This is a genomic window from Treponema sp. SP13 (assembly GCF_050938355.1).
In the GTDB taxonomy this organism is placed as follows: Bacteria; Spirochaetota; Spirochaetia; order Treponematales; family Treponemataceae; genus Treponema_D; species Treponema_D socranskii.
In genome coordinates this window covers 66,913-93,746 of record NZ_JADOVM010000004.1, presented here as the reverse complement: position 1 = coordinate 93,746, position 26,834 = coordinate 66,913, and the positions used below count along the sequence as shown (strand labels likewise).

Genomic DNA, 26,834 nt, shown 5'->3' with positions numbered 1-26,834 from the left:
TACGCTCCTCAGCGCAAGCGCATAAACGGAATATAGAGAAACGGCGTATAGCCGGACGCTTCGGACTCTTTGCGCGTTTTTTCCTGATGGAGTACGCTGTCGAGTACGGAAACCGTTTCATCGGCAAAGGGCGGCTTTACCGCGCTTCCGAACGCGGGCTTTCTGAACTTTTCATCCGCTTCGGGTGCCGTACCGATATACTTCGATTCGGCCGTTACGTCGGGAAGGATATAATCGTAGGCGCCGAGATTGTTCCAATACAGATAACCGCGGTCGACGGAATCGCGCACGCCGAAAATTTCCTTTTGAATGTATTCGGTACCGTAATATTGCCGGTCGTAGCTCACGTTCAATCGGAACGCCTGCACCCACGGGCGGATAATCGTTCTGTTCCTTGTCATCACCGACGCGCGGAACGTTCCGTAATAGTAAATTCGATACGTCCTGTCCGCATAGGGAGCACGGTTCATAAACTCGTGTTCGAAGTGATTGGGATAAAACATCGGCGAAATGACATCGACGTATTCGCCGAGCATTTCCGCATCCTGCCCCGTGCGCGTACCGCTGCGGTACCATCCGTTGGCACCGTATATATCGATCCCGATCGGCGCATCGATGTTTTCGCGCGCATACGAAAGAAACGAAATGAGCGCACTCTCTTTCGTCATGCCCTTGCTTTGCCAGCGATACGACGCGCTCTTCAAATTCAAGCCGTCCGTCGGAAAGCGGATATAATCGAATTGGATTTCATCGAAGCCCCGCGCGATAAGCTCTTTTGCGACGGCGACGTTGTATTCCCATACTTCTTCGGAATACGGATCGACCCAATTTTCATCGTAATACGACGCCGTCTTTTTCCCGGCCGAATCGGATCCGTCATCATAGGACTTAATGCCGACCCACGGACTTTTCGACGCGGCATCCCACACGGCGTACTTGCCGCCCGAATACTTGGCGAGATTCCGGTCTTTAAACACGACGATGCGCGCAATGAGATATACCTTATCCTTTTTAAACTCGGAGACGAAGTGATCGACATCGACGGCGTACTGCGATACGCGCCCTTTTTCCGCGACGAACGGATCGCGCGGCTTGTAGCGCAAAAGACCGTAATCGTCTTTCATATCGATGACGAGCGCGTTCAAATTATTATTATTTATTAATTTTCGGAAATTATCGATTCCCGTCTGCTCGCTGCCGCGGTTCGGCGGCATGTATACGCCCTTTTTCAAGTTCGCTTTTTCCGCGTACGGCGTGTTTATCGTGCCGGGGTAGAGCATCCACAGCTCTCCGAGCAAAAGACCTTCGGCAAGACCGCTTTTACTTTTCGGCACCCACGCCGCGTTGACGATGCCAGGAACGCATGAAAAACTCCGCTTCCAGCTTTCAAAGTTTGCAGGGATGCCGGGACTTTGCAAAGACGCGGCATCGATCGAACCGAGCGATTCTATGCGCGTAAAGACGAGGACACCTCCGACGCTCGCAATGCTTTCTATGCTGTCGGCGGGTTCCGTTCCCTCATAGATGCACACGGATGTTTTTGAGTTCCAATCGAATCGATAGAGGTTCGGCAAATACGACTGCGCAAAATAGATTTCGGTATACTTCGTTCCGTCAGCTTTTGTCCTCACGAGCGGATAGATATCCGAAATCTCGTCGGGAGATGTGAGCGACGCCGGCATTTTTATACCCTTGGGAACATCCTGCCACACGGCGTTTTTCGCATACGGAAATATATACGAAAGTCCGAATATCGGGTGCGATTCGAATACGGCGAGCGCCCCTCCTTCCATCGTCGCAATCGCAACGGCTTTGATGCCCGGCGTTATCCTGCTCGTCGAGCCGATCGACTTCCATTCCCTTCCGCCGTCGCTCGTTATGTACACGTCGTTTTCGGTAGCCGTCGCCATGTTCAGCGGATTTAAGGGATCGAAAGCCAAATCTTTGAGAATCGGAACCTGCTCCGTAAGCGTCACGGTTTTTCCGTCGTATTTTTTAATAATGAGCGGAGCGATGCCCTTGTTGCGCAATTCGAAATCGGCAAGATTTTCGCTGTACACGATTCCCTTCGATGTGCGGAAATACCAGCGTTCGCCGAAATTTTCTCCCGCTTCAATGCGCACGATCTGCTCGACTTTTCCGTCCGTCCACAAAGGGATCGCGGTATTCGATGACGTAATCCTATATAAACCCTTATCCGAACCTGCAAGAAATGCCGCTTCCCGTCCTGAGTCTGCGGAAGACGGCAGCTCGTAGAGCGGCTTTGCATCCTGAGCAAAACCTTTTGCCGGAGCGATAAAAAAAAACGATGCGATAAAAAAAAGTAAGAGAGCCATATATCGATTATCGGCAAGCCCTTCGCAAATGTTTAAATCGAGCGGGAAACGCATCGTACATGCACAGCATCGTACACGATCTACGGGCGGAGAAGGCAATATTTTGCGCACATTACAATCGCGCACGTTGCAATAGTACGCGCTTTTTTCGCGGTATTCCCCAATGTACGGTTTTTCGGCATACTGCCGGTATGACTTTTTTAAAACGTACCGTGTTTACTCTCTTTTTTCTGTCGGCAGCCTTTTTCTCTTTTGCGGAAAAGACGCCGATCGAAAACGTGCACCGCTATAAGCTTGAAAACGGACTTGACGTATACGTCGTCGAAAATCATGCGGCACCTCTTGCGTATATCGAAATCGCGGTAAAGGCTGGCGGCATCGCGCAGACGAGCGAAAACGCGGGACTCTTTCACCTCTACGAGCACATGATGTTCAAAGGCAATGCGAAGTATCCGAATGCCGCGAGCGTGCAGCGCGCCATAAGCGATATGGGAGTGCCCGATTGGAACGGTACGACGGGCGCGGAGTGCGTCAATTATTATTTTACGGTGCCGTCGGCACTGCTCCGAGAGGGGATGGAGTTTTGGAGCTATGCGATCAGATCACCGCTTTTGGACGAAGCGGAATTCGAGCGCGAAAAAAAAGTCGTGCTTTCGGAAATCGAAGGAGGGCTTTCCGATCCGAACACGATTTACCGGTACGATATTCAAAAGGCGCTTTTTCCGAAATATCCGTGGAGATGCGATCCTGCGGGCTCTCCCGCCGTCGTGCGGAATGCGACGCTCGATCAGATCCGCGCGATTCAAAAAACCTACTACATACCGAACAACGCTTCTCTCTTTATTGCAGGCGACGTAAATCCTGAAGAAGTGCATGCGCTTGCAAAGGAATTGTACGGTTCGTGGGAACGCGGAAAAGATCCGTGGATTCCGCCGATCGAACAACAGCCTGTCAATCCGCTTCCGCACACGACCTTCCGCGTTATGCCTTACGACCGGATTTCGATCGATACGGCACAAGTGTCCGTCATCTGGCGAGGCCCCGATGCGGGCTATGACAGAAAGGCGACTTATGCCGCCGATATGCTCGGCTACTTTTTCGACGATCCCGACGGCATCTACGTTCGAACGATGATGCAAAACGAAGCGCTCGGCATTCCCGATCCCGATTACCTGTGGGAAGGCTATATGACGACCCGCGCGACGAGTACGCTGTCGTTCGGCGCTTTGCTTCTTTCGCCTGAAAACGATTTGCCGCAGCGCGCAGCTCTTTTTTATACGACGCTTATGGAAAATATCGTAGGGCGCATTAGGGGCGATGCGTCGATTTTTTCGACGCGGCAGTTTTCGCGCGTATATCAAAAGATAAAGGATACCTTTATCGACGACGCAGAAACGGCCGAGCGCGTAAAGACGAGTCTCCGTTTTTGGTGGATCACTGCGGACGCGGATTATTATTATCGCTATCTCGACAATATGATGAAAATCGATAAAGACGATATCGACCGATTTTTGACGGAATACGTTTCGGAGCGTAACGCGCTCGTTACGGTGCTCGTCAATCCCGCCGTGTATGAAAAGCAAAAAGAAGCGTTTGCCGCGGCGGGCTTTTCTGAAATCACCGCCGATACCGCATTTTGGTATAAAGATACGGAGGCGATAAAATGAAAGGATCTTATATGCGTTCGTTTTTTTATCGTTTCGATTTGCGTGCGTCCGCGAGGCGCGGCGGCGAGAGATACGCTTTCTTTCGGCACACGTGGTTCCCGCGCCGTGTTCCCGTGTCGATCCGCTCCGCGCGGTTTGCTTTCTTTCGGCGGATATCGATTCCGTTTTGTGCGCTCCTGTTTTCCGCTTTTATCCTTTCGTGCGCGTCGGTAAAAACCGATAACGCGAAAGCCGCCGAGGGATGCGTTTCCGTCAGAAAGGATGTGCGGGAATTCCGCCTTTCGAACGGCATCCCGCTCTACGTCCGAAAAAATACGGCGAACAGAAAACTCTCTCTTTCCGTCATCGTCAAAGGAGGAACTTCCTATCTCTCTCCCGAAACGTCCGGTTTGGAAAAGGCGCTCTTCGATATGATGACTCGCGGTTCGGAAAAGTACACATACGACGAACTCCGCGCTCTCGCGTACGAAACGGGATTTTCGATTCTGCCGCAGGTTTCGCGTGAAGGAGCCGTCCTTTCGATGAGCTGTATCGATTATTATTTCGACAAAGTGCTGCCGGTTTTTGCGGATGCGTTTTTGCATCCTTCGTATAATCCGCAGCAGTATAAAAATCTTATGACCGATTACGCGCAGGAAATGCAGCGCTTCGAAAGCGATCCGGAAAGCATGCTCGCCTATCGAATGACGCGGACGATTTTTAAAGATCATCCCTATGCGGCAAGCTCGTCGGTAAAACCCGAATCGATCGGCAATATTACGGTCGAAGCGATGCGCTTCCTCCATGAGCGCGATACGGACGCACGGCGCATTATGATCGTCGCGGTCGGAAATTACGATGAAAAAAAATTATTAAAAAAGCTCGACGCCGCTTTCGGTTCGATTCCCTCTCAATCGTACGATCTTCGCTCCCCCGACGTACCGCCGCTTACCGTATCGGGAAAACCGATCGTCATCGGAAGCAAAGCCGCTTCCGGCACGGGCTATCTTGAAAGAGCGATGAGCGGCCCCTCGCTCTTTGACGATGATATGCTTGCGGCATCTCTCGCCGCTTCCATGTATTCGCAAGTGCTTTTCAACGTCGTGCGGGAAAAATACGGCGCGTGCTATTCGCCGAGCGCATCCGTCACTCCGATGCGGGCGGGACTTGCGAACGTGTATATATTTAAGGCGAGCGATTTGGCAAACGTCGTGCGCTACGAAAAAGAAGCCCAATCGATTTTCGCAGCGGGCAAAGTGATCGACGGAAAAAACGATGACGGCACGTATATTTTTTCGTCCGTCGCCGACAGGCTTCGAGGCTATAAAAATCAATACGTCAATTCGTTTTACGCTTCGTCCGTGACGAACGCCGGCGTCGCTTCGCGCCTCACATACAGCCTCCTCATGTTCGGAGACCCGTATGCGTACGACGAAAAAATTGCCGAACTTTTTTCGGTGAGCGCCGACGATGTGCTCCGCGCATTCCGAAAATATTGGGCTGCAGGCGGCGGCAGGTGGTTTTGCGTCGTCGGCCCGGAAGATATCGATACTGTTAAATTTTAGCCGTATACGCCCGTAATGAGGCGCCAGCCCATGCTTCCCCGTTTCGGGAAAGGCGGAAGCGCGTCTTTCGTAAACCACTTCGCTTCGACGAGTTCCGATTCCTGCACGCGTATGTCGCCGCTTTTATATTCGGCGCGGAAGCCGAGCATAAGCTGGTCGGGAAAGGGCCAGCCCTGACTTCCGACATAGCGCAGGTCTTTTATTTCGATGCCGACTTCTTCGTGCACTTCGCGTACGACCGCCTGTTCCGCGCTTTCACCGATTTCGATAAAACCCGCAATACACGTATGGATGTTTTGATTGCGCCCTCGGTGTTTTGCGAGGAGGAGCTTATCGCCCTTTGTTACCAGCACGATGATGCACGGTTCGATGCGCGGAAAAAACTGCGCGCCGCAATTCGTACAGTTTCGCGCGGAAAGCTTTTCGTCATCGGCGAGATGCGCGCCGCAGGAAGGGCAAAAATTATACGAGCGGCGCCATGAGAGCATTCCCTTTGCGCGTGCGGCGCGGGCGCTTTCGCTTTCGTCGTGTTCGGCAAAATAGCTTCGGATAGGGATAAGTTCGTAATTTTCGTCAACTGCGCCGTCTTGAAGGAGGGCGGCTGTGTATGCGTACGGCGTTTCCGAAAACATATCGCGGACGGACTTCGATTCGCGCAAAGCGCGCCACGCTTTTTCGTCGGGCAGCGCATGCGAATCTTTACGTACGAGCAAGTCGTTGCTGCGGAAAATATAGTAGTCCATAGACAGGCTTACTATATCGAGCGGACAGTCTTTTGTAAACGCCGCATTTCGGGCATCGGCTGTCAATGCCCGAATGATTTTTAGATCGAATCGGCTGTTTTACTCGACCTCTTCTATTTGATTTTCGGCAACACCGCATGCTATAAGCATTGCTTTTATTGCGCTGCCCTTTTTTACCTTAAACGCAGCACCCGCTTTGCAGTAAGAAAACGCACTGCTGCCGATTGCGGTAAGGTCGGTACACTCTGAAAAATCAAATTCATCAACTGTGCTGCAGCCGTTAAAAGCAAGCATGCCGATTGTCTCAAGCTTTGCCGGCAAAACTATCGAACCTTCTATTCCTCGACAACCGTTAAAAGCAAAACCGTCGATAGTTTTAAGATTTGCAGGCAGCTTTAACTGCAGTAAGCCCGTACAACCGGAAAACGCATCGGTACCGATTATTTTAAGATCGGTACAGGAAGAAAGATCCGCTTCTGCTAATCTCGTACAGCCTGAAAAGGCGCCAATCGCTATTTCCGTAAGATTTGCAGAAAAGTTAACAGATTTTATCCTCCGCGCACTGCACAACAGCCTGCCGGGCTGTCTTTTATCGTAGATGATATTACCTTGAACCTTAAGAGATGTGTTTGCAGGATCTACCGTAATCGTTTCAAGTTTTGTACAGCCTTCAAAGGCGTTGCCTACAATCGTTTTAAGGCTTGCGGGCAAGTTCACGGTCTCTATTTTCGTACAGTTTGCAAACGCAAGACTAGGGATTTCAGCAAGATTGATAGACTGTGGAAAATCAAAGCCGTCAATTTTGTTGCACGAGTAAAACGCACCGATATCGATTGTCTTGAGGTTTTTCGGCAGACGCACCGTTCCGGTTATTCCCGTACATCTGAAAAACGCCTGAAAACCCAAGGTTTCAACACTGTCGGGTAAATTTAACGCTTTTAAATTCGTACAACTTTTAAAAGCAGCTTCCCCTATTTCTTTAAGATTTGGAGGAAAGTCAATCGATTCTATTTTCGGTACGCTGCAAAATATCTTTGTTTTGTCGCGGTTGTAAATGATACCGCCCTCTTCGATTAATTTCCCGTCGGCTTGTACCGTAAGCGTTTCAAGTTCCGTACAGCCTTCAAAGGCGTCGCCTATAATCGTTTCAAGACTTGCGGGTAAGTCCACCGCCTTTATTTTCGTACATTTTGCAAATGCCCAACTGCCGATTGAGGTAAGATACTTACACTGTGAAAAATCAAAGCCGTCGACGTTGCTGCACGAATAAAACGCACTGCCGCCGATTGTCTTGAGATTCGCCGGTAAAACAATCTCTCCGATTATTCCCGTGCATTCAAAAAACGCGCCACCGCCGATTTTTGTAAGTCGGGTACAGGAAGAAAAATCCACCCCTGTCAAACTCTTACATTCTGAAAAGGCGTTAGCCGCTATTTCCGTAACGTCCGCCGGTATGACGAGGGTACCCGAGGGTGTTCCTTTATAGCCTTTAAGTACGCCGCCATCGATCTTCAAATTCGGGTCGGGACCGCTCGGTTCTGCAGACTGCGGACAGCCCGTAATAAACAGCGCGCACAGCAGCACGAGTGCCGGCGCAATCGGCATACTCTTTTTCATAGTTTTCATCGGAACCTCCTAATAATAACTTTGAAAGAAGTATTACCTTAATAAAACAGTGTACACTGCGTACGGATACAAAACAAGTTTTACGGACGGTACATAAGATGAGGTTTGTAAGAGGTAATGGTCTGCGAATTTGCGCAAGCGTAAACGCCGCAAGACTAACACACCGCCATCCGGGGCGTTGCGGGGTGTCCCCGCCGGAAGGGGCAGCGCGCAACAAAGTGCGCGCGAGGGGAAGGCTTTCCCCTTTTGTTAAGCTCATACTTTTAAAACTCGACGTTTTGACTTTTATATAAAAATCGATTTTTGTGTCCGAGCAATGTATCGATTGCAAAAGAGCGTATGCGCGTGTATACTGTTACCGCGCCGGACATGGAGTTCAATACGGTATTCGGTACGGCACATATAAAATCAATTATTAATATAGGAATCGCTATGGAATCGAAATCTGTCGGCATACTCGGAAGCGGTGCATGGGGTACGGGTTTGGCACAAGCGCTCGCACGCGGCAATCATCGGATACGGATGTGGGCGCGCGAAGCGGACGTCGCCGAGTCGGTTAACAATGATCACGAAAACAAACGGTATCTGCCGGGCTACAGGCTGTCGGAGAACATCACCGTTTCAAACGATATCGCCGAAGTCGCTTCCGACAAAGAATTTTTAATAATCGCTTCTCCGTCGCTGTATATCGCCGACACGGTAAAAAAGATTACCGCTCTTCCCGGTATCGCAGACGGCAGTACCTGCATCGCCGTTCTTACGAAAGGCTTTGTGCCGGCCGCCGACGGGCCGAAGCTCGTGCTTTCGACGATCGAAAATCTTTTGCCCGGCATCTACAAGGGATGCACGGTTTACGTGTCAGGTCCGAGCCACGCGGAAGAAGTTGCAGTCGGGAAAATTACGGGACTCGTCGCCGCGTGCGAAAACCCTCGCAATTCGATCAGAGTGCGGGAGCTTTTGCGCGTGCCGGGGATTTTGCCCTATTCGTCGTTCGACGTCGTCGGCGTGCAGATCTGCGCCGCCGCGAAAAACGTCATCGCCGTCGTATACGGTGCGATGGATGCGCTTGCCGAAACGTCGGAAGAATTCGGCGACAATGCGGAATCCCTTTTGATGGCCGCAGGCTTAAACGAAATTCAAACGCTCGGATTTGCGATGGGCGCGACGCACGCGGAAACTTTTACGTCTATCGCAGGCGTGGGCGATTTGGACGTAACGTGCAAAAGCAAATACGGGCGAAACCGCCGCTTCGGGCAGGATTTGATTAAAAAAGATATCATGTCGCAGTTTTCGAATCTCGACGATTTGATCGAAAATATGACAAAGCTCGGCTATCTTTCCGAAGGAGCGATCGCGTGTAAATACGTGCACGAAATCGCGCAACGGAAAAATCTCAAACTGACGATCTGCGACGGATTATACCGCATATTGAATAAGGAGATTTCTCCGCACGATTTTATCGCACAGCTTTTGACGCAGGAAAAATAAGAGTGAGAGCGAACGTGCGGACATTCAGACCGTGTCCGCAGTACGGCGCACTCGTTCCGTGAGGTGCTTTGTTCGCGCGCTGCATTGCAAAAAAGAGGCTGTGCGGGTATAATCTGCCTATGCTTGAAAAATTAACAAATACTTTTTCATCGATTATCCAAACGGTGAGCGGAAAATCGACGATCACCGAAAAAAATATTGAAGATACGGTTGAGCGCATTAAGACGGCGCTCCTCGAAGCCGACGTCAATCTTCGCGTCGTGCGCCGCTTTGTCAATTCGACGATCGAAGAAGCGAAGGGCGAAAAAGTTCTTCGCGCCGTCGATCCCGGCGAACAATTCGTTAAAATCATTTACGACAAACTCGCCTCTATGCTCGGAGACGCGAAAACCGATCTGCATTTAAAAGGGCCGGACACGCAGTCTGTGATTTTGCTGCTCGGTTTGCAGGGGTCGGGTAAAACGACCGCAGCGCATAAACTCGCATACCGCTTGGCAAAAGAAGGACGGAAGCCGCTGCTGGCCGCGTGCGATTTGGTCCGCCCTGCCGCCGTCGAACAGCTTTCGCAGCTCGGCGAAAAGATCGGCGTGCCGGTATTTAAAGAAGAAGGCGTATCCGCCGTTCGCGTTGCAAAAGATGCGCTCGACTATGCGCGGAAAAATTCGCTCGATACGCTTATCGTCGATACCGCGGGGCGCTTGCAGATAGACGACGCGATGATGAGCGAACTCGTCGATATTAAAAAAGCGCTTTCTCCCGATGAAACGATCCTCGTTGCCGACGCGATGACCGGTCAAAACGCGGTAGACATCGCAAAAACTTTCGATGAGCGGCTTTCGCTTTCAGGCGTTATTTTAACAAAATTCGATTCCGATGCCAGAGGCGGTGCGGCGCTTTCGCTTAAAACGATGACCGGTAAACCCATTCTGTTTATCGGTACGGGCGAAAAAACCGAAGACCTCGAAGTCTTTCATCCCGACCGCATCGCAAGCCGCATCCTCGGCATGGGCGATATCGTTTCGCTCGTCGAAAAGGCGCAGGAAACGGTCGACCGCGAAGAAGCGGAAAAGCTGCAAAAAAAGATGGCGCGCAACGAGTTTACGCTCGACGATATGCTCACGCAGTTTCGGCAAGTGCGCAAGATGGGCAGTATGCAGCAGCTTATGGAGATGATGCCGGGTATCGCACAGCAGATGCAGGGACGCGATTTCGATACGGACGGTATGAAAAAGCAGGAAGCGATTATCCTGTCGATGACGAAAAAAGAGCGGGCGAACCATTTTATCATCGGACCCGCGCGCCGTAAACGCATTGCAAAAGGATCGGGGACTTCGGTCGCTGACGTCAACAAATTGATAAAGCAGTTTGAAAAGACGAAGCTCGCGATGAAAAAGCTGAGCAAAAACCGCGGCATGCAGGCGCAGTTTATGAATCAGCTCGGCGGAAACGCCGCCGATATGGAAGCCCTCGCAAGGAAATTCGGCAGATAGCGGTATCCGTATCGACTACGGTACCGTGATGACCGATGCGACGCGACCGTCTTTTGTGTACGCTTTGTTCGGATTCGTCGAGTCGGTGAGCGCGTCCATTCCCGAATAATAATTATAATAATGCGTGCCGGACGGCAAGGGCAGTGCGATTTCGTACAAGCCGCGCGACGTTTCTTTCATTTCGTAAATCCAAGGATCCCAATTCGTAAACGAGCCTGCAAGGTATATCTTTTGATGCGTATTTGCGCGGCAGATAAATCGTACGATGTTTTCCGATGCCGCGTTTGTTGCGGCGGGCGCTGTTTTTTGCGGCAGATCGGAAGCGAAAGTAAAGCGTGAAAGAGAGATGCCTGCTTTTTCGTCATAGTAGCTGTCGGGGTTCGCCGGGTCGGTCGTCCATAATCCGTCGATGACGAGGCGATACGAAACCGAACGGGCATTGCCGGGCCGTTTTAAAATAAAAAACAGTACCGAACCTTTTGCATTTCCGTCCATGTCGCGCATTGTGTGTATGTGGAACGGATGAATCGTTTTGTATCCTTCAAAATCGAATGCGATTCCGGTAAAGCGCGATTTTGCGTCGGCGGTAAAAACGACCGTACCGTCTTTTTCGTACGGGGCTGCGACGCCGCGGATTTCGAGAACGGTTTCATCGTTGTAATCCGCTGCGGCGACGCGGCAAAGGATTGCCTGAAGCGCGCACAGCAAAAAAAGAAAGCGTTTCATATTACGATTATCGGCAAAACAGTGTCGAAGATTTACCGAACCGGCAAAATAACATGGGCGCGTCACGCGAGACTTTTCTAATGTACGCGTGAAAATCTTCCGTTATTATAATAGAGAATACGTAGGGCAAATACTTGTAAAGACGGGCGTTTTAACGATACAATAAATCGGGTGGATTATGCCGGGGTTAAGCCAACTAAAGAAATTCAATTCAGATATTCTCGCACTCGGCAATGAGGTACACGAACGCGCGTCCCGCGGCGAAAGGCCGATCATAATTCCGCTTTCGAAAACAATACGGGATGTCGATGATTCCGAAGATTTTGTTCTCGGTATGCCGGAACGCCCCGAAGCGGCGGTTACGGCGGCAGCTTCGCCGGAAACGGAAGATTTTTCCGATATTACCGGGGCGGGAAAAAAGGAAGCGGCACCGAAGCAGAAAACCGAAACGTCTTCGGCCGGTGTTCCCGATCTTTCCGATTTGCTCAATCCCGTGCTCCCTTCCGCATCGAACGGAGACGCGGAAATGCCCGACCTTTCCCAATTTGCCGATGAACCGGAACAAAAAATCGAAGAGGCCGAGCCCGAAGCGGTATCGATCGCGGATATGAATCTCGACGATCTGCTCGGTGATATGAACGGTGTGGAAGCGGAAGCAAGCGATGTACTGCCGGAAGACGGCGCATCCGATATGCCGTCTGAAGTGAGCGCCGCGCCGTCCGATACATCGGCGTTGAATCGAAGCGGTGCTCCATCCCAAACGCGCGCCGCGCCGCCGGATGCGTTTTCTCTTCCGCCGCATGGGGAGTTTTCGTCGGCAGTGCCGGATATTCCCGTTCCGGACGATATTCCCGCTCATACCGTGCCCGATCTTCCCTCTCTTGATGCGTTTACGTTTTCCCCGGAAGATGATTTTGCCGTTCCTGCGCTCTCCGATCATAAAACGCCGTTCGAGCATAGCCTGCCCGCCGGCGATGCGGAACCTTTAAGTATACCCTCATTCGATGTACCTCCTTCGCCGAAAAAAGTCCCTGAGCAAAAGACGGACGAAGTCCCTCCTGCAGCGACCGAGTCTTCTGTTTCCGATTGGACGGATGATTTCGATACCGGCGGGCAGACGATCGATATGAATATCGAAATTCCCGGCGATATGCCGGAAGGCGAATCAGGCGTACAGTCCGCAGGTGAAATTGCGCTTCCGGAAAAAGACGTTGATCGCGCATCGGCGTTTGACGAAACGCCTGCGGATCAAAACCTTGTCCGAATGTCCGGCGAGAGCGAAGCATCCGAAAAAGGGAAATCGTCGCCCGACTCAAGTCCTGACCGAACGCAAGGCAGTGCACCTGATGTACGTGCGTCGTTTTCCCCGTCCGACGGTAACGTGAACCGAGAGCCGCTTGACGCAGCTTCGGACAATTCCGAACTTCCCGATTTCGATTTTTCATCCATGTTCGATGAGAACGGACTTTCGCCTACAGCCGGCGTTTCCGGGCAGGAAAAAACACCGGCTGCCGTTTCCGAATCTGCGACCGATACGGCTTCCGTTCCCGATGAAATTTCACTTGGCGGTGAAGAAGATGAAATCGATGCGGCAGTGCAAGCTCAGGGCACGCCGTCTGTTTCCGACGAAATTTCACTCGGAGGGGATGCAGCGGAAGAAAGCGAAGAGACACCTTCGGATATGCTTGCCGCCCGCTTGCCGCGGGAACCCTTCGATCCCGAAACCTTCGATTTCGATCTCGATATGGGAGACGGGGAAGAAGGGGCGGGCAACAAAGCCGAAACGCCTGGACGCGATGAAACTTCCGGTGACGTTCCGTCCGAAGCGGGAGACGAAGAAACCGTTCCGATAGAGCACTTCGATACGTCCGAAATGGAGGGGCTCGACTTTACCGTCAAAGAGCCGGAAAAATCCGAAGCGGACAAAACCGACTTTGAACTCGGCATGAACGGCGATCTTTCCGATTTTGAAATCCCCGGTTTTTCCGATACGGCGGAAGTAAAGACGGATAAAAGCGGCCGTATCAAACTCCCTACGCCCGATTTCCGCGGAGCGGCCGAAGGCGGAAAGCCTCCGAAAAATGTGCTTACCGACGCGCAGTACAAAAAATTCCTTGCGAACCTCGCGCTCTATCCGCTCAACGTGCGCCTCGCCGTCGAAAATCTGCTTGTCGCAAACGAATTTACCGACGATGCGCAGTTCGAAATCGTTGAAAAGATTCTCAATAAAGCGCCTGCTCGTCAAGTTGCGTCGAGCCTCGAAAAGATGCTCGACATCGCGATTCCCGTTCCGCGCGATTTTGAGCGGCGTACCGTAGCCGAATACAACGCATACAAAGCGTCTCTGCAGTATCAGCTGCGAAACCGGATCATTCCGGGCATCGTACTCGGTGTGCTCTCTGCCGCCGCAGTATTCGGTTTGATAATTTTTACGCGCAATTTTATTTGGCGTCCTTTGAAAGCGAACGGTCTGTATAAACAGGGGTACGCACTCATTCAAGCCGACGAATATCCTCAGTCGGAAACGCTCTTTAATCAAGCCGCCGGCGTGCAGCTGCAAAAAAAGTGGTTTTTCAAATATGCGCGCGCATACCGCGAACGAAAACAATACCTCAGGGCGGAACGGATGTACCGCAATATCCTCTATTATTTTAACTACGATAAGGAAGCGGGTATCGAATACGCGCGCATGGAATGCGACGATTTGGCAAATTATGAAAAGGCCGAAGAGATCGCTCGGCGGAGCGTACTCGATTATCACGTAAACGATGCCGATGGAATCCTTTTGCTCGGCGATATCTACCTCGAATGGGCGACCGAAAAAGATTCTGCAAAATTCGAAGAAGCGCGCAAACAATACGCATCCCTCGTGCAGCTTTACGGTCCCGTCGACCGCTATCTCGCGCGCATGATGCGCTATTTTGTGCGTACCGACAATCTCCGCGAAGTGCTGCAGCTGAAGGAGCAATTTTACCCCAAAGCGAAATCGCTCGATGCCGACGATTGGACGGAGATGAGCGGATACCTCCTCGACAAATTGTACGGGCCGCTTCCGCCCAAAGACGAATACCTTCGCACGAAGATCGAAGACGTGCGCGATATGCTCGACCGCGCGGTAAACGCCGATCCGACAAATCCCGTCGCCTTTTATAATCTTTCGCGCTACTTTGTACAGATGCACGATTCGGAGCGAGCGGTGCGGATGCTCGAACACACGGTTAAATTGTTCGAAAATCGCTCGCAAAATCTTCGCCGCCGCGATATCTACAAGCAAATCGATTCGTACCGTCTGCTCGGAGAGCAGTATGTTTTGGGAAAAGAGTATTTGACGGCCGAAGAAACATACACCGAAGGCATTTCGCTGTACGAGAGGGAAAAGGCGAACAGCGGTTTTCCCGGAAATGAAAACATCGGAAAACTCTATGCCGATTCCGGCGATATCGATTATTTTATCCGCGGCGATTACGACGGTGCATATAACGATTACCTTTCGGCGATCCGCACGCACTACGATACGGCGTCCCTGCATTACCGCGTCGGCTTTATTCAATATTCCAAAAACGATTTGGACGGAGCGGTCGGTTCGTTTATCAAAGCGGGAGCCGAAAAGCCGGACGACGATCACTTGCTGCTCGCGATGGGCAATACGCTTTCGCTTCGGGATGCGAACTATGCGGCCGAAGGTTACTACAAGCAGCTCGTAAGCAATCTCGATGCCGAGTTCGCAAAAAAAGGAGTCGCGTTTACGCAGACAAAAGCCGCCGAAGACGCGCTCACGGAACTTTACCTGAAGGCTGCGAATAATTTCGGCGTTACGCTTTTCCGTCTCGCCCGGCGCACGGGCAACAGCAGGATGAATGCCGATGCGATGGTACAGCTTTCCGTGTCGATGCGCGCGTGGGATGCGCTCACGCGCAATCAAACGACGATGGTGCGCCTTGCGGGCAGCAATCTCGCCGAACAGAATATGCGCTATATGAGTCATCCGATGCCTGATTATGAACCCGCAATCTACGCGGATATTCCGAAGATTCTCACCGGAGAAAAGGAATTGACGCAATGAGTGCCGACGAAAACAGAGCCGGCATCCTGCAGGCGCAATATAAAAACAGCATAAAAAAAGAACTCGTCCGAAAAAGCATTCACATCTGCAGCGCGCTTATCCCCACGCTTTTGACCTTTGCGTACTATCCGGTTATCGTCTGTCTTGCCGTCGTTCTCGCCTTTTACATCGCATCCGAAACGCTCAGAAAGTGCGGCATTTCCGTTCCCGTCGTATCTCATATAACCGAAGTCGCTTCGCGAAAGCGCGACGAAAATAAATTCGTGCTCGGCCCCGTAACGCTCGTGCTCGGTATCATCGCTACCGTGCTTGTGTGGCAGCCCGAAGCCGCCCGTATCGGCATCTATGCGCTCGCCTTCGGCGACGGGCTTGCGAGCCTCGGCGGAAAACTCTTCGGCCGTACGGTCATTCCGTTTACGCACGGAAAAACGATCGCGGGAAGCCTCACGTGCTTTTTTGCGGTGCTCTGCTCATCCTTTGCCGTGTGCAAAAACGGATTCGTATCGCTTGTTTTGGCGCTTTCCGCAATGGCAATCGAACTCATGCCGCTCGGCGACTTTGATAACCTTCTCATTCCCGTTGCGATCGGCGGACTATCAACATTATTAATGCGCTGATTTTATTGCCACAGGTATTTTCGATGCAGGCTTTTGAGGTATACCGCCGTTCCCCCGAAAAGCAATATGCCGCCTGCGGAAGCCGCCGCGTATGACGTCGCATAACACGAGATTTCGTATCCGAATGCCAAAGCTGCAAAACCGAAGGGAGATGCATCTTTCGTTCCGAGAGAGCGGGCATTGACGAAGAGCGAAAGGATTGCCGCGGCGAGGATGAGCGCACGAATTGCGATGAACGCTTCTCCGTTTCCCCATTTTATGCAAAAGTTCGGGAGCACGACGGCCGTGTTGAGCGGCATCAGCATTGAAATCATGACGGAAAGCACGACGAGTATGACGAGATTCCGCTCGACGTGCTGGCGCGCTTCCGTCCCGCTGAAAACCGCGCCGAACAACAGTGTTGTCGGAGCGAGCGTTCGGCCGAACAGGACGATCCGACCGGTACAAAGCAGAAAAGCCGAAAGCTCGTGCCACAGATTGAACAGCGGTGTGCACAGCCGCGCCGTTTCCGAAAAACAGCCGACGAGAAACAGCGCGAAAAAGATCACTTCCGTTGACTGCGTTTTTTCGAATTCGACGGAGAGATAGATGACGGCAAGCAGCGCATACAGTGCGAAGATAAAAAGAGAGGCGATCGTCGCGATAAACGAATAACCCCTCGTATAAAAACCCGCAATGCGTTCGGCCGGAAAAACGTCGGGACGGGTGAGCGTGTCGGTGTAGATCGAATATCCGAGCATCGCGGAAGAGGCTAAAAGTAATCCTGAAAATGCAATAACCAAAGCAAGAAAAAAATAGTTCCGCGTTTTGATAGTCATAGAAACGATGATACCCGCAACGGAAATAATAGTAAAGGACTTATCCCGAAATTCCGACAATGTAAAAGACGGGAGGATACCGTATGAAAAAAATTATTGCAGGCGGAGTGATTTTTGCGCTTTGCCTCTCTTTTGCGCTTGCCGGCGACGCTGCGGTTTTTGTCGACGGCGGATTTTCATCCGACGGATCGGTGTATCTCTTCGGTCAGTACGGCAAAACCGACAAATCGTTTCGGGGCTGGGCCGAAATTTATACGGTCGATGTCGCGAAAAACGATTTTGTTAAAGGCGGCACATATAAAATACAACCGTCTGCCGTTACGGCGGGAAAATCGGGACGCGAAGTATACGATTCGCTCGCTGCAAAAAGCTATTTCGATACGAAAAAATATAATTTCGTACCCGCATCTCCCGATCAAATCCTCTATATCTGCGGCGATGAAAGCAAAGACGGAAGCGATGAAATCGTATTTAAAGATTTTTCCGGAAAACTCGGCGGCAAATCGACATACCGCATACGGCTCATCCCGACGGTGGGCGGTGCGGGCGAAAACGCGAGATCGTCGTTTTACATTTTGATGGAACGACTTAATGAAAACGGCTCTGTCGTAAGCCGGCAAAAGATCGGCTCCCCCGATGTCGTTCGAAAAGGCGTAACGTCGTACAAGATAGAAAAAATACTGTGCAATAAACGGGGCGACGGCATCGTCTTTATCGTCGCGAAAACAATGGAAAATAAAACGGGCGTGCTTATCCGCTACATGGCCGAAACGGCGAAACTCTTCGATTGAATGTGCCGGACGCCGCAGAATAAAGCGACGGACGCCGTATCGCGCAGGCGCAAATGCGGCGCTTTTCGTTCAGCAGAGCCTTATCGTTCAGCCGGAACGTTTGCCGCTTAATCGGCGCGGATGCTCGTGTTTTTGACAATGACGTCGTGTGCCGAACCTTCTCGGATCGACGCTTGGCTTACGAGCGTGATCTTCGCTTTTTGCTGCAGTTCGGGAATCGTGAGGGCGCCGCAGTTGCACATCGTGTGGATGACTTTGCTCGTCGTCGTCTGCACGTTGTCGTGGAGGCTTCCGGCGTACGGAACGTAGCTGTCGACGCCTTCTTCGAAGGCCATCTTTTTCGCCCCGCCCAAATCGTAGCGCTGCCAGTTGCGTGCTCTGTTCGATCCTTCACCCCAATATTCTTTAACGTAATTGCCGTTGACGATGAGCTTATGCGTCGGGCTTTCGTCGAATCTTGCAAAGTATCGGCCGAGCATGACGAAGTCCGCGCCCATCGCGAGCGCGAGCGTTATGTGATAGTCGTGTACGATGCCGCCGTCCGAGCATATCGGAATATAGATGCCGGTTTTTTCGTACCACTCGTCGCGCGCTTTCGCCACTTCGATCGTCGCAGTCGCTTGTCCTCTTCCGATTCCTTTTTGTTCCCGAGTGATACAGATGGAACCGCCTCCGATCCCGACCTTAACAAAATCGGCACCCGACTCGGCGAGAAAGTTGAAACCGTCTTTGTCGACGACGTTGCCGGCACCGACTTTGACGCCCTCTCCCCATTTTTTGTGGATGTCTTTGAGCGCTCGGCGCTGCCATTCGGTAAATCCTTCGGAAGAATCGAGACAGAGCACGTCGGCGCCCGCGTCCAAAAGAAGGGGCACGCGTTCCATATAATCGCGAGTATTGATGCCGGCTCCGACCGTGTAGCGTTTTTGCGAGTCGTGAATTTCGAGCGGGTGCTCTTCGCGGTTTTCGATGTCTTTGCGGAACACGAGCGACTGCAGGTTGCCGTTTTTATCGACGATCGGAAGCTGATTGATTTTGTGATCCCAAATCAAATCGTTTGCGTCGTCGAGCGAAATGCCCGCTTCCGCTTTTATTAATTTTTCAAGCGGTGTCATGTAGTCGCACACTTTTGCACCGCTTTCACAGCGGTTGATGCGGAAATCGCGCTCGGTGATGATGCCGGCGAGCTTTCCGTTCGGGCTTCCGTCTTCGGTGACGGCGACCGTCGAGTGTCCCGTTTTTGCGATGATTGCGGTGAGCTCTTCGAGCGTTTGATCCGGGCGGATGTTTGAATCCGACGGTACGAATCCCGCTTTGTACGACTTGACGCGCGCGATCATCGCCGCCTGATCGGACGGCGTCTGCGAACCGTAGATAAAGCTGATGCCGCCTTCCTGCGCGAGCGCGATCGCAAGCGTGTCGTTTGAAACCGACTGCATGACGGCGGACACCATCGGTATGTTCATCGTGAGAGGACAGGCGTCTCCGGCTTTTTTATTGTATTTGACGACGGGCGTGCGCAGCGATACGTTTGCGGGGATACACGTTTCGGACGTGTATCCGGGGATCAATAGGTATTCGTCGAATGTGTGCGAGGGTTCGTCAAAAAAATATGCCATGGAAGCGCTCCTTGGAACGTCAGTATATGTCATATCGTTTGAACCGTCAACATTTATACGAGTCGGGATTTACAAAACCCCTTATTCGGGCTATTATGATTTTGTAAAAGGAGTTTTACGTATGATATCGTTGATTGCAGGAATCATTTTAATCGCGTTTACCGTTTTTGCGCTGCTTCCGTCATTTCCGCTCAACTGGAGCGCCGACGTACTTGCATTTCTCAGAGGCTGTCTGCCCGTCCTTGCCGCCCTCATCGGTCTTATCTGCCTGTTTATCGGCGTAGCCGATATTAAAGACAAAAGAGAAGCCGCGCGCGAAGAGCGGGAAGCCCGCGAACGGGAAGAAAAAAAATAAGCGTCGTATTGACTAAGCGATAAAAAATAAGATACAATGAGCTTCCCCGTATTGTAAAACGGCGGCTGCTCACCGTCGTTTTGTGTTCGACGGCGCGATGCATCGTTATCGAACACGCATACTTTTATTTTGCAGGATTTTATTATGGATACGATTTTTGTAAAAGCGCAGGATATAAAACGTACATGGTACGTGATCGATGCTGCGGGTAAGCCGCTCGGCCGCGTTGCCGCAAAAGCCGCCTCTGTCGCGCGCGGCAAGCACAAGGCGTCGTATGCGCCGCACCAAAACACGGGCGATTATGTCGTCATCATCAACGCGGACAAAATTGCCGTTTCCGGCGGGAAAGAGCAAAAGAAAATGTACTACAATTATACCGGTTTTGTCGGCAACCTCAAACACTATACGTTTGAAAAATTGCTTGCCCGCCATCCGTCCGAACCGCTCGAACGTGCCATCAAAGGTATGCTTCCGCACAACCGGCTCGGCCGCGTGCTTTTCGAAAATGTAAAAGTGTATGCAGGCGCGGAACATCCGCATAAAGCGCAGAATCCTCAGCCGCTTGAAGTTTGATTAGGAGTTTCAGTATGGTAAAAAATTTGGCAATCGGTACGGGAAGAAGAAAGACTGCGGTTGCGCGCGTTTTTGTGCGCGACGGCTCGGGTAAAATCGTTGTCAACGGAAAAGAGCCGAAAGATTATTTTGTTACCGACGAACAGGTGCAGATCGTCCGCCAGCCGCTGCTCGTCACGTCGAACGATAACAAATACGATATCCTCATCACCGTTCAGGGCGGCGGTATGAACGGACAGGCTGCGGCTTGCCTTCACGGCATTTCGCGCGCCCTCGTTCAAATCGATCAGGATTCCCGCACGGCGCTTAAAGCGAACGGGTACCTGACGCGCGATTCCCGCATGCCGGAACGCAAAAAATACGGTCAGCGCGGTGCACGCAGAAGATTCCAGTTCAGCAAGCGTTAAGCGGTGGTCGTTTCAGAAACGAAGCAGGTGTCCTCCGGTTGTATAAAAATTACGACCGAAGAAGGGCCTGCTTTTTTTATACGCGAAGCGTATTTGATGCGAGTCGATTCCGAAGCGATTTTAGGCGGCGGCGTTTTCTCAGGGGAAGATGAAGAAGACATTATAGACGCGGGATTTTGTTATGCGGCGGAATCGAAAGCGCTTTCGTATTTGGCGAGGGCGGAACAGTCGCGTTTTAATTTGGCGCGGAAACTCGGTGCAAAAGGCATCGAAAGGCGCCACATCGAAAAGGTGCTCGATTACCTCGAACGCGAAGGCTTTCTTTCCGATGCGCGCTTTGCACGCGCATGGCTGGATGTGCGCAAAATCAATCACTTGGAGGGAAGGGCGAGACTCTCTTCCGAACTCGCTTTTCGCGGCATAGCGCGGGAAGTCGCCGATGCTGCGCTCGACGAATTCTTTTCGGAAAATTCTGAAGAAGCGATCTGCAAAAAAGCGCTCGAAAAATGCAATCGGCGCCGCATGCGGGAAGATAAAATTATCAATTATTTGCGGCAGCACGGCTTTTCGCAAAAAACGATACGGAGCGCTGCGGGTAAAAGCGAGCTTTGACGGGACGCCGCGCGGTGCGTCCCGTATTCGTTTTTAAATGCCGAGTTCTTCGAAGCGGTAGGATTCGCTTTCAGTGTCAAATGTGTAATTGTATGACTTTCCCGTTTGTGCGGTGATTTCCTGTTTGCTCGGCCGATAGGTCGTTGTAACGCTTCGGTAGAAAAATCCGGGTCGCGTTTTTGAAAACGACGATTCGACGACATGCGTTCCCGGCGCGACAAAAAATCCGTTTACCGTTTTTTCCGTAAAGAAAATCGGCTTTTCACCGTCGACGGATATAACCTGTATTTTGTGCATCAGTTTTTTTAGAATTGAATTGTTTTTCCCAATGTATACTTTTGCCGCATTCGGATGTGCTGTGAGCCAATCCTGCTTTCTCCGGCGGTCGCCTTTGAGCCTGAAAAACATATACGCCGCATAGGCGATGATCCCGATCGGGATAATGATAAAATAATATACGTGACCGATATTATTTGCATTGGAAAGAGCGCTGTCCATCATATTCTCCTTGATGTTAGTAATTGAAAATTTCGATTTTTTAAACTCGAAACATTCCTGCCGTCCCGTATTCGGAGCGGTTATTTGTTTTGACTTTCCGTGATAGTGGTCAGTTTGGTGACGGGATCGCCGTCGATACCCAAATCGCTTAACAATTTTTCGAACTGCGCGATACCGATAAGTTCGCAGTTTACGGTCGTTTCGTTTTCTCCCTGCCGCGTCAGGTAGAGCGTACATTCCGTTTCGCCGTTCGAAGTAACCGTTTTTGCTCTGACTGATGTGGTGTCCAGTGAATACGTATCGATTTTTTTACCTTGTTTTACGGACAGAGTTGAGCCGTCCGTTTCTATAACGATCATATTACCTATGATGACCGTCCGAATGTAGAGCGCCAAAACCGCTGCAAAAATCAAAACGAACCATAGCGCGCTTTTAAGCCATATCGATGCGATAAACGCGACAAACAATGCCGCCGCCGTTCCGAAGACGAGGTTTAAAAGTACACGATAGAGTTTTGTTTTGTACGTATTTTTCACCGTATCCGCCTCAAAAAATTATGTAGGGGTGATAATATGATTAGTTTTATCCTTTTGTCAATCGCTTTTTCAATATGTATCGGTTTGAGATTGTAAATTATCTTCTGGACAAAAATATGCGGAAAACATATAATATTTGCGCATAAAAATGCGTTTCGGCGTATGATTTTGGCAGAGGTATTATTTAGGAGGCATATATGAAAGTATCGGACAATCGCGTTTTGTCGAAAATTGCGATTTTATCTGTGTGTGCGGCTATGATGCTCGCTGTGGGCTGCGGCAGCGGCACGAAAGTCAAATGGGACTACCAAGCGGACGTCGTCATCATCGGAGCCGGCGGCGCGGGTTTGCCCGCGGGACTCAAAGCGATCGAAGACGGCGCATCCGTTTTGTTCGTTGAAACGAACTGGGATGTCGGCGGACACGCGGCGGTCAGCGAAGGTCAGCTGCACTCGGGCGGCAGCACGGTTTCGCAAAAAGAATGGGGTATCGAAGATTCGGCCGATTTGTACTACTACGATCATACCAGAGGCCAAGCGGTCGATTCGCGCTTTAACGAAGTTTCACAAGTGCGTTCCGTTGCGAACAGCATGGCAAAAGCGTACGACTTTATCTTAAAGAACGGCGTAAAGGTATTGGAAATCGAACCGATGGTTCGCAACTACTATCGCGACGGCGGTTCGGATCCGGACAGCGTCGGACGCATGACGTATTCCGACAGCGGCGAATGGAAAAACGAATACACCGGCACGACGGCTGCAGGCGTTGCGGTTACCCGTCCGCTCGAAAAATCGGTTCGCGAAAAGGGTGCAAAATTCCTTCTCAACTATCACATGGACAAAATCTACCGCGAAAACGGTCAGTCGGGAAAAGTGCTCGGCGTGCAGGCTCACTATACGCCGCACGTTCTTCCGGGCGAAAGCAAACCGCTTACGAGCCTTATGTCAGACGGCAATATCGACAGCACGAAAGAAACGCTGAACATCAAAGCGAACAAAGCCGTTATCATCGCGACCGGCGGTTCGACCGGCAACGTGCAATTCCGCACGATGTTCGATCCGCGCCTCGGTCCTGAATACGACGGACTGGGCGGTATGCCCTTCTCCGATCAGGATGCATCGGGTGAAATCGCCGCAATGGAAATAGGGGCTGCTCTTATGTCGCTGTCGTCGTACCAAATGTCCGAAGGCGGCGCGCAGATGAAAGCTCCGAACCGCATCGGCTGCCAGTACGGCTACGGCCGCGGCTTTATGAAAGACAGCAAAATCTGGGCGCTTTCGAGAGCAACCGGTATCGAAATGGATCTCAACAGCATGATCGTCGTCAATATGCTCGGACAGCGCTTTGCCAACGAAGACGATTACCGCGGAGTATTCCCCGGCCCCGAATATCAGCGCTTTTTTAACAGCGCCGCAACGAGCGTATTTATCGACGCGGACGGCGACGGAAACGCCGAATGCTACGGCGGCCCGGTATGGGCTATCGTCGACGACGCAGCCGCAAAACGCAACGACTGGGTTATGGAACAGGGCGTTCTCGATTTCGAAGGCGGCTATGCGTTCAAAGCCGATACGCTTGAAGAGCTTGCACAAAAGGTCGTCAACAAATACTACGAAAACATCAAGATGGATCCCAAAACCCTCGTCGACACGGTCAACCGCTACAATTCCTTTGTCGCGGCCGGAAAAGACGGCGATTGGGGAAAAACCACGCTGCAAAACCAAATCAAAACCGGCCCCTTCTACGCGTTGTGGGCGGTGTCGAACATTCACGATACGCTTGCCGGCTTGCGCGTCGACGACAAAATGCAGGTTGTCGACTTGCACGGAAAACTGATTCCGAACCTCTTTTGCGCAGGCGAATCCGCCGGCGGTATGAGAGTACACGGACTCGGCCGCGTCATCACGGCAGGTTATATCGCAGGCCGTTCGGCCGCTTCCGTCGATAAAGACGGATTTGCGACGGCGAGCACGGCTCTCGATCCCGCATTCGCCGGTCCCGAAACGAACTACAAGACGAAGACCGACAAAGCTTCGTACTTTTCGCTTCGCGGTTCTACGCGCGCAACGAAAACGCATTCCGAAAAAGAAGCCGAATTAAAGGCGATTGCAGCCGGTCAAAAAACGACTGCAGCATCCGGTTCCATCTTCAACTATACGAGCATGTCGGGAGCTGCGAACAACACCTTTACGGGCGCGTCCGACAAGGGTATGGGCGGAACGGTTCGCGTACAGATTACCGTTAAAGACGGCAAGATGACCGACATCAAAGTGATCAAACACTCCGAAACGCCCGGCATCGGCCCCGAAGCGATCGCAAAACTTACCGAGCAGGCGCTGCAAAAACAGAGCGCAGAGCTCGACACGGTTTCAGGTGCCACGATGACGTCTACCGCGTTTAAAGAAGCGCTTGCGACGGCTATGAAAAAGGCGAATTTAATAAAATAAGAAAACAGGCTGTAAAAAGCTGTCTTTTGCTTTGCTCCGCTTTCGGCGGCGCAAAGCGGTATACGGCGGTTTCGATTTGCTCGAACCGCCGTATTTTTTTATGCGAATATCGATTATTGTTAAAAACCGGAGTTTTCGGACAGCCCTATTTCCCCGGATGCATTAGGGTACTCGGAAACTTCGGTTTTTAGAAGCGCATAGTCAATTTTTTCCGAATACTTTCTCTTTTAATTTTTGCGCGGTGGGAGTCGCCGCAAGTCCTCCGAGCGATGTCTCGCGCAGAGAGGACGGCAGCGCTTCTCCGACTTGGCGCATCGCAAAAATGCATTCGTCCGCGGGGATTTCCGATGAGATGCCGGCGAGGGCCATATCGGCGGCTGAAAAAGCGATCATAAGAGCTGCCGCATTGCGCTTGATACACGGAATTTCGACAAGACCGGCTACCGGATCGCACACGAGACCGAGCTGATTGGAAATGGCAATGCCGCACGCGTCGGCGCATTGTGAAGGTGTGCCGCGCTGCAACTCGACAAGGGCTGCGGCAGCGATCGCGGCGGCGCTTCCGCATTCCGCTTGACAGCCGCCTTCGGCGCCGGCGATGTTCGCTTCGTTCGCTATGACCATGCCGAAAGCGCCTGCGGTAAAAAGCGACATGACCGCCGCTCTGCGCTCGATTTTTTTATCTTCATACATGGAAATCAAACAGCCCGGAAGGATGCCGCAGCTGCCGGCAGTGGGAGCCGCGACGATTTTACCCATAGAGGCGTTGCAGTCTGAAACCGCCAAAGCCCGGCTCAGCGCGCGCGTTATAAACGAACCGCACAGCCCGCCGCCTGAAACTTCGGCATAGTGCAGCATTTTATAGCCTTCGCCGCCGGTCAAGCCCGACATCGATTTTTGATTTTTTTTCTGTCCGTATTGTACGGCTTCGATCATCACTTGAAAGCTTCGATCCATTTTTTCGTACAATGCTTCGGGAGTGCTTTCCATGTCCGCAGCCTGATCGGCGATGACGATTTCGCTTATCGTTTTGTTTTGCGCCTGTGCGGCTTCCGTCAATTCTGCAATCGATGTATATGCCAACATAGTTTAAATCGCCTTTATCAATAAAATGTGTATCACATTCGGAATGTGTTTGATATCTTCCGTAAGACCGTCCGGAATCTGTCCGTCGACTTCGATCGTCATGAGAGCAGGCCCGCCTTTAAAAGACCGCGACAGTTTAAAGTTTCCGATGTTCATCGTTTTGTATTCTTCGAACATGAGATTCGTAACGGCGGCGACCAGTCCCGGCTTGTCGTAGTGCAAAACCAAAAGCGTATTGTTTTCGCCTGAAAAATCGACTTTCATATCGTTTATCCGCGTTATGCGGATATTACCGCCGCCGATACTCGACCCCTGCACGATAATTTTTTTTCCGTCTTTTGCGGTTATGGAAATGCGTGCCGTATTCGGATGCGTGTCGGGTATGTCGATAGGAACGATTTCGTAGCGGATGTGTTTCCGCTCGGCGATCGCAAACGCGTCTCTGATTTCGGGGGAATCGCTGTCAAAGCCCATGATTCCCGCAAGCAGCGCTCTGTCCGTGCCGTGCCCCGCATAAGTTTTCGCAAAGGAGCCGGAAAGTTCTACGGTGATTTTTGCCGGTTCGGCACCTTCGAGAATTTTATGTGCGACGCGCCCGATGCGTACCGCTCCCGCCGTATGCGAACTTGACGGTCCGATCATGACGGGTCCGATGATATGAAAGACGTTCATAGATATACCGAATCGAAATACTAGCATTACGGAACGGTAAAATCAATTACAGGGACATCGATGTTGATTAATTGCAACTATGGCAGAGACGGTGAAAATGCGCTATACTGACCGCCGTAG

At 51.5% G+C, this 26,834-nt stretch carries 22 protein-coding genes; 12 read left to right on the top strand and 10 right to left on the bottom strand.

The window, feature by feature from the left end:
• Positions 1-8: 8 nt before the first annotated feature.
• Complete coding sequence (locus tag IZU26_RS08430) at positions 9-2,336, bottom strand: putative glycoside hydrolase (RefSeq protein ID WP_433278265.1); 2,328 nt, start codon at positions 2,334-2,336, stop codon at positions 9-11.
• Between the two features lie 191 nt (positions 2,337-2,527).
• Between IZU26_RS08430 and IZU26_RS08425 the strand changes: the two genes are divergently transcribed.
• Both IZU26_RS08425 and IZU26_RS08420 read left to right on the top strand, forming a co-directional pair.
• Positions 2,528-4,003 carry a M16 family metallopeptidase gene (locus tag IZU26_RS08425; RefSeq protein WP_433278263.1) on the top strand — a complete coding sequence of 492 codons (1,476 nt, stop codon included), beginning with the start codon at positions 2,528-2,530 and terminating at the stop codon, positions 4,001-4,003.
• Entirely contained in the window at positions 4,000-5,547 is a 1,548-nt protein-coding gene (locus IZU26_RS08420) for a M16 family metallopeptidase (RefSeq protein WP_433278261.1), read from the top strand. The genes IZU26_RS08425 and IZU26_RS08420 overlap by 4 nt, the downstream gene beginning before the upstream one ends.
• Here the strand turns inward: IZU26_RS08420 and nudC are convergent.
• Entirely contained in the window at positions 5,544-6,290 is a 747-nt protein-coding gene (gene nudC / locus IZU26_RS08415; protein ID WP_433278259.1) for an NAD(+) diphosphatase, read from the bottom strand. The two genes, IZU26_RS08420 and nudC, sit on opposite strands and share 4 nt — an antisense overlap.
• Before the next feature lie 99 nt (positions 6,291-6,389).
• Positions 6,390-7,916, bottom strand: a complete 1,527-nt coding sequence (locus IZU26_RS08410; protein WP_433278257.1) for a leucine-rich repeat domain-containing protein — start codon at positions 7,914-7,916, stop codon at positions 6,390-6,392.
• 432 nt (positions 7,917-8,348) lie between these two features.
• On the opposite strand from IZU26_RS08410, the gene IZU26_RS08405 reads away from it, so the two are divergent.
• Both IZU26_RS08405 and ffh read left to right on the top strand, forming a co-directional pair.
• Complete coding sequence (locus IZU26_RS08405) at positions 8,349-9,404, top strand: NAD(P)H-dependent glycerol-3-phosphate dehydrogenase (protein ID WP_433278255.1); 1,056 nt, start codon at positions 8,349-8,351, stop codon at positions 9,402-9,404.
• Positions 9,405-9,523: 119 nt separating this feature from the next.
• Positions 9,524-10,894 (top strand): signal recognition particle protein, encoded by a 1,371-nt coding sequence (ffh, locus tag IZU26_RS08400; RefSeq protein ID WP_433278253.1) that lies wholly within the window; start codon positions 9,524-9,526, stop codon positions 10,892-10,894.
• A gap of 15 nt (positions 10,895-10,909) precedes the next feature.
• On the opposite strand, the gene IZU26_RS08395 is transcribed toward ffh, so the two are convergent.
• Positions 10,910-11,620 carry an isoamylase gene (locus IZU26_RS08395; protein ID WP_433278251.1) on the bottom strand — a complete coding sequence of 237 codons (711 nt, stop codon included), beginning with the start codon at positions 11,618-11,620 and terminating at the stop codon, positions 10,910-10,912.
• Between the two features lie 178 nt (positions 11,621-11,798).
• Between IZU26_RS08395 and flcA the strand changes: the two genes are divergently transcribed.
• Both flcA and IZU26_RS08385 read left to right on the top strand, forming a co-directional pair.
• Entirely contained in the window at positions 11,799-15,683 is a 3,885-nt protein-coding gene (flcA, locus tag IZU26_RS08390) for a periplasmic flagellar collar protein FlcA (protein ID WP_433278250.1), read from the top strand.
• Entirely contained in the window at positions 15,680-16,300 is a 621-nt protein-coding gene (locus IZU26_RS08385; protein ID WP_021329153.1) for a diacylglycerol/polyprenol kinase family protein, read from the top strand. The genes flcA and IZU26_RS08385 overlap by 4 nt, the downstream gene beginning before the upstream one ends.
• Positions 16,301-16,302: 2 nt before the next feature.
• Here the strand turns inward: IZU26_RS08385 and IZU26_RS08380 are convergent, their stop codons facing one another.
• Positions 16,303-17,118, bottom strand: coding sequence for a hypothetical protein (locus IZU26_RS08380; protein WP_310823432.1), 816 nt, complete (start codon positions 17,116-17,118; stop codon positions 16,303-16,305).
• A gap of 83 nt (positions 17,119-17,201) precedes the next feature.
• On the opposite strand from IZU26_RS08380, the gene IZU26_RS08375 reads away from it, so the two are divergent.
• Positions 17,202-17,909, top strand: a complete 708-nt coding sequence (locus tag IZU26_RS08375) for a DUF2259 domain-containing protein (RefSeq protein ID WP_433278247.1) — start codon at positions 17,202-17,204, stop codon at positions 17,907-17,909.
• 107 nt (positions 17,910-18,016) lie between these two features.
• Here the strand turns inward: IZU26_RS08375 and IZU26_RS08370 are convergent, their stop codons facing one another.
• Positions 18,017-19,528: an IMP dehydrogenase gene (locus IZU26_RS08370; protein WP_433278245.1), complete on the bottom strand. Its 1,512-nt coding sequence runs from the start codon at positions 19,526-19,528 to the stop codon at positions 18,017-18,019.
• 121 nt (positions 19,529-19,649) lie between these two features.
• Here IZU26_RS08370 and IZU26_RS08365 point away from each other — a divergent pair, with 121 nt between their 5' ends.
• The 4 genes from IZU26_RS08365 (at position 19,650) to IZU26_RS08350 (ending at position 21,475) form a co-directional block, all read left to right on the top strand.
• Positions 19,650-19,883 carry a hypothetical protein gene (locus IZU26_RS08365; RefSeq protein WP_433278243.1) on the top strand — a complete coding sequence of 78 codons (234 nt, stop codon included), beginning with the start codon at positions 19,650-19,652 and terminating at the stop codon, positions 19,881-19,883.
• 144 nt (positions 19,884-20,027) lie between these two features.
• A complete protein-coding gene (gene rplM, locus IZU26_RS08360) occupies positions 20,028-20,456 on the top strand; it encodes a 50S ribosomal protein L13 (protein WP_021329162.1) in 429 nt (142 codons plus the stop codon).
• A gap of 14 nt (positions 20,457-20,470) precedes the next feature.
• Complete coding sequence (rpsI, locus tag IZU26_RS08355; RefSeq protein ID WP_021329099.1) at positions 20,471-20,863, top strand: 30S ribosomal protein S9; 393 nt, start codon at positions 20,471-20,473, stop codon at positions 20,861-20,863.
• Between the two features lie 27 nt (positions 20,864-20,890).
• Positions 20,891-21,475: a regulatory protein RecX gene (locus tag IZU26_RS08350; protein WP_433278241.1), complete on the top strand. Its 585-nt coding sequence runs from the start codon at positions 20,891-20,893 to the stop codon at positions 21,473-21,475.
• Between the two features lie 33 nt (positions 21,476-21,508).
• Here the strand turns inward: IZU26_RS08350 and IZU26_RS08345 are convergent, their stop codons facing one another.
• Complete coding sequence (locus tag IZU26_RS08345) at positions 21,509-21,973, bottom strand: hypothetical protein (RefSeq protein WP_433278239.1); 465 nt, start codon at positions 21,971-21,973, stop codon at positions 21,509-21,511.
• An 80-nt stretch (positions 21,974-22,053) separates the two neighbouring features.
• The gene (locus tag IZU26_RS08340; RefSeq protein ID WP_433278237.1) at positions 22,054-22,509 is read right to left on the bottom strand and encodes a hypothetical protein; all 456 of its coding nucleotides are present in this window, start codon (positions 22,507-22,509) and stop codon (positions 22,054-22,056) included.
• A 197-nt stretch (positions 22,510-22,706) separates the two neighbouring features.
• Between IZU26_RS08340 and IZU26_RS08335 the strand changes: the two genes are divergently transcribed.
• Positions 22,707-24,956 carry an FAD-dependent oxidoreductase gene (locus IZU26_RS08335; protein ID WP_433278234.1) on the top strand — a complete coding sequence of 750 codons (2,250 nt, stop codon included), beginning with the start codon at positions 22,707-22,709 and terminating at the stop codon, positions 24,954-24,956.
• 201 nt (positions 24,957-25,157) lie between these two features.
• Here IZU26_RS08335 and sdaAA read toward each other — a convergent pair whose 3' ends face one another.
• Positions 25,158-26,042: an L-serine ammonia-lyase, iron-sulfur-dependent, subunit alpha gene (gene sdaAA / locus IZU26_RS08330; protein WP_433278233.1), complete on the bottom strand. Its 885-nt coding sequence runs from the start codon at positions 26,040-26,042 to the stop codon at positions 25,158-25,160.
• 3 nt (positions 26,043-26,045) lie between these two features.
• Positions 26,046-26,714: an L-serine ammonia-lyase, iron-sulfur-dependent subunit beta gene (gene sdaAB, locus IZU26_RS08325; RefSeq protein WP_433278231.1), complete on the bottom strand. Its 669-nt coding sequence runs from the start codon at positions 26,712-26,714 to the stop codon at positions 26,046-26,048.
• Between the last annotated feature and the right edge of the window lie 120 nt (positions 26,715-26,834).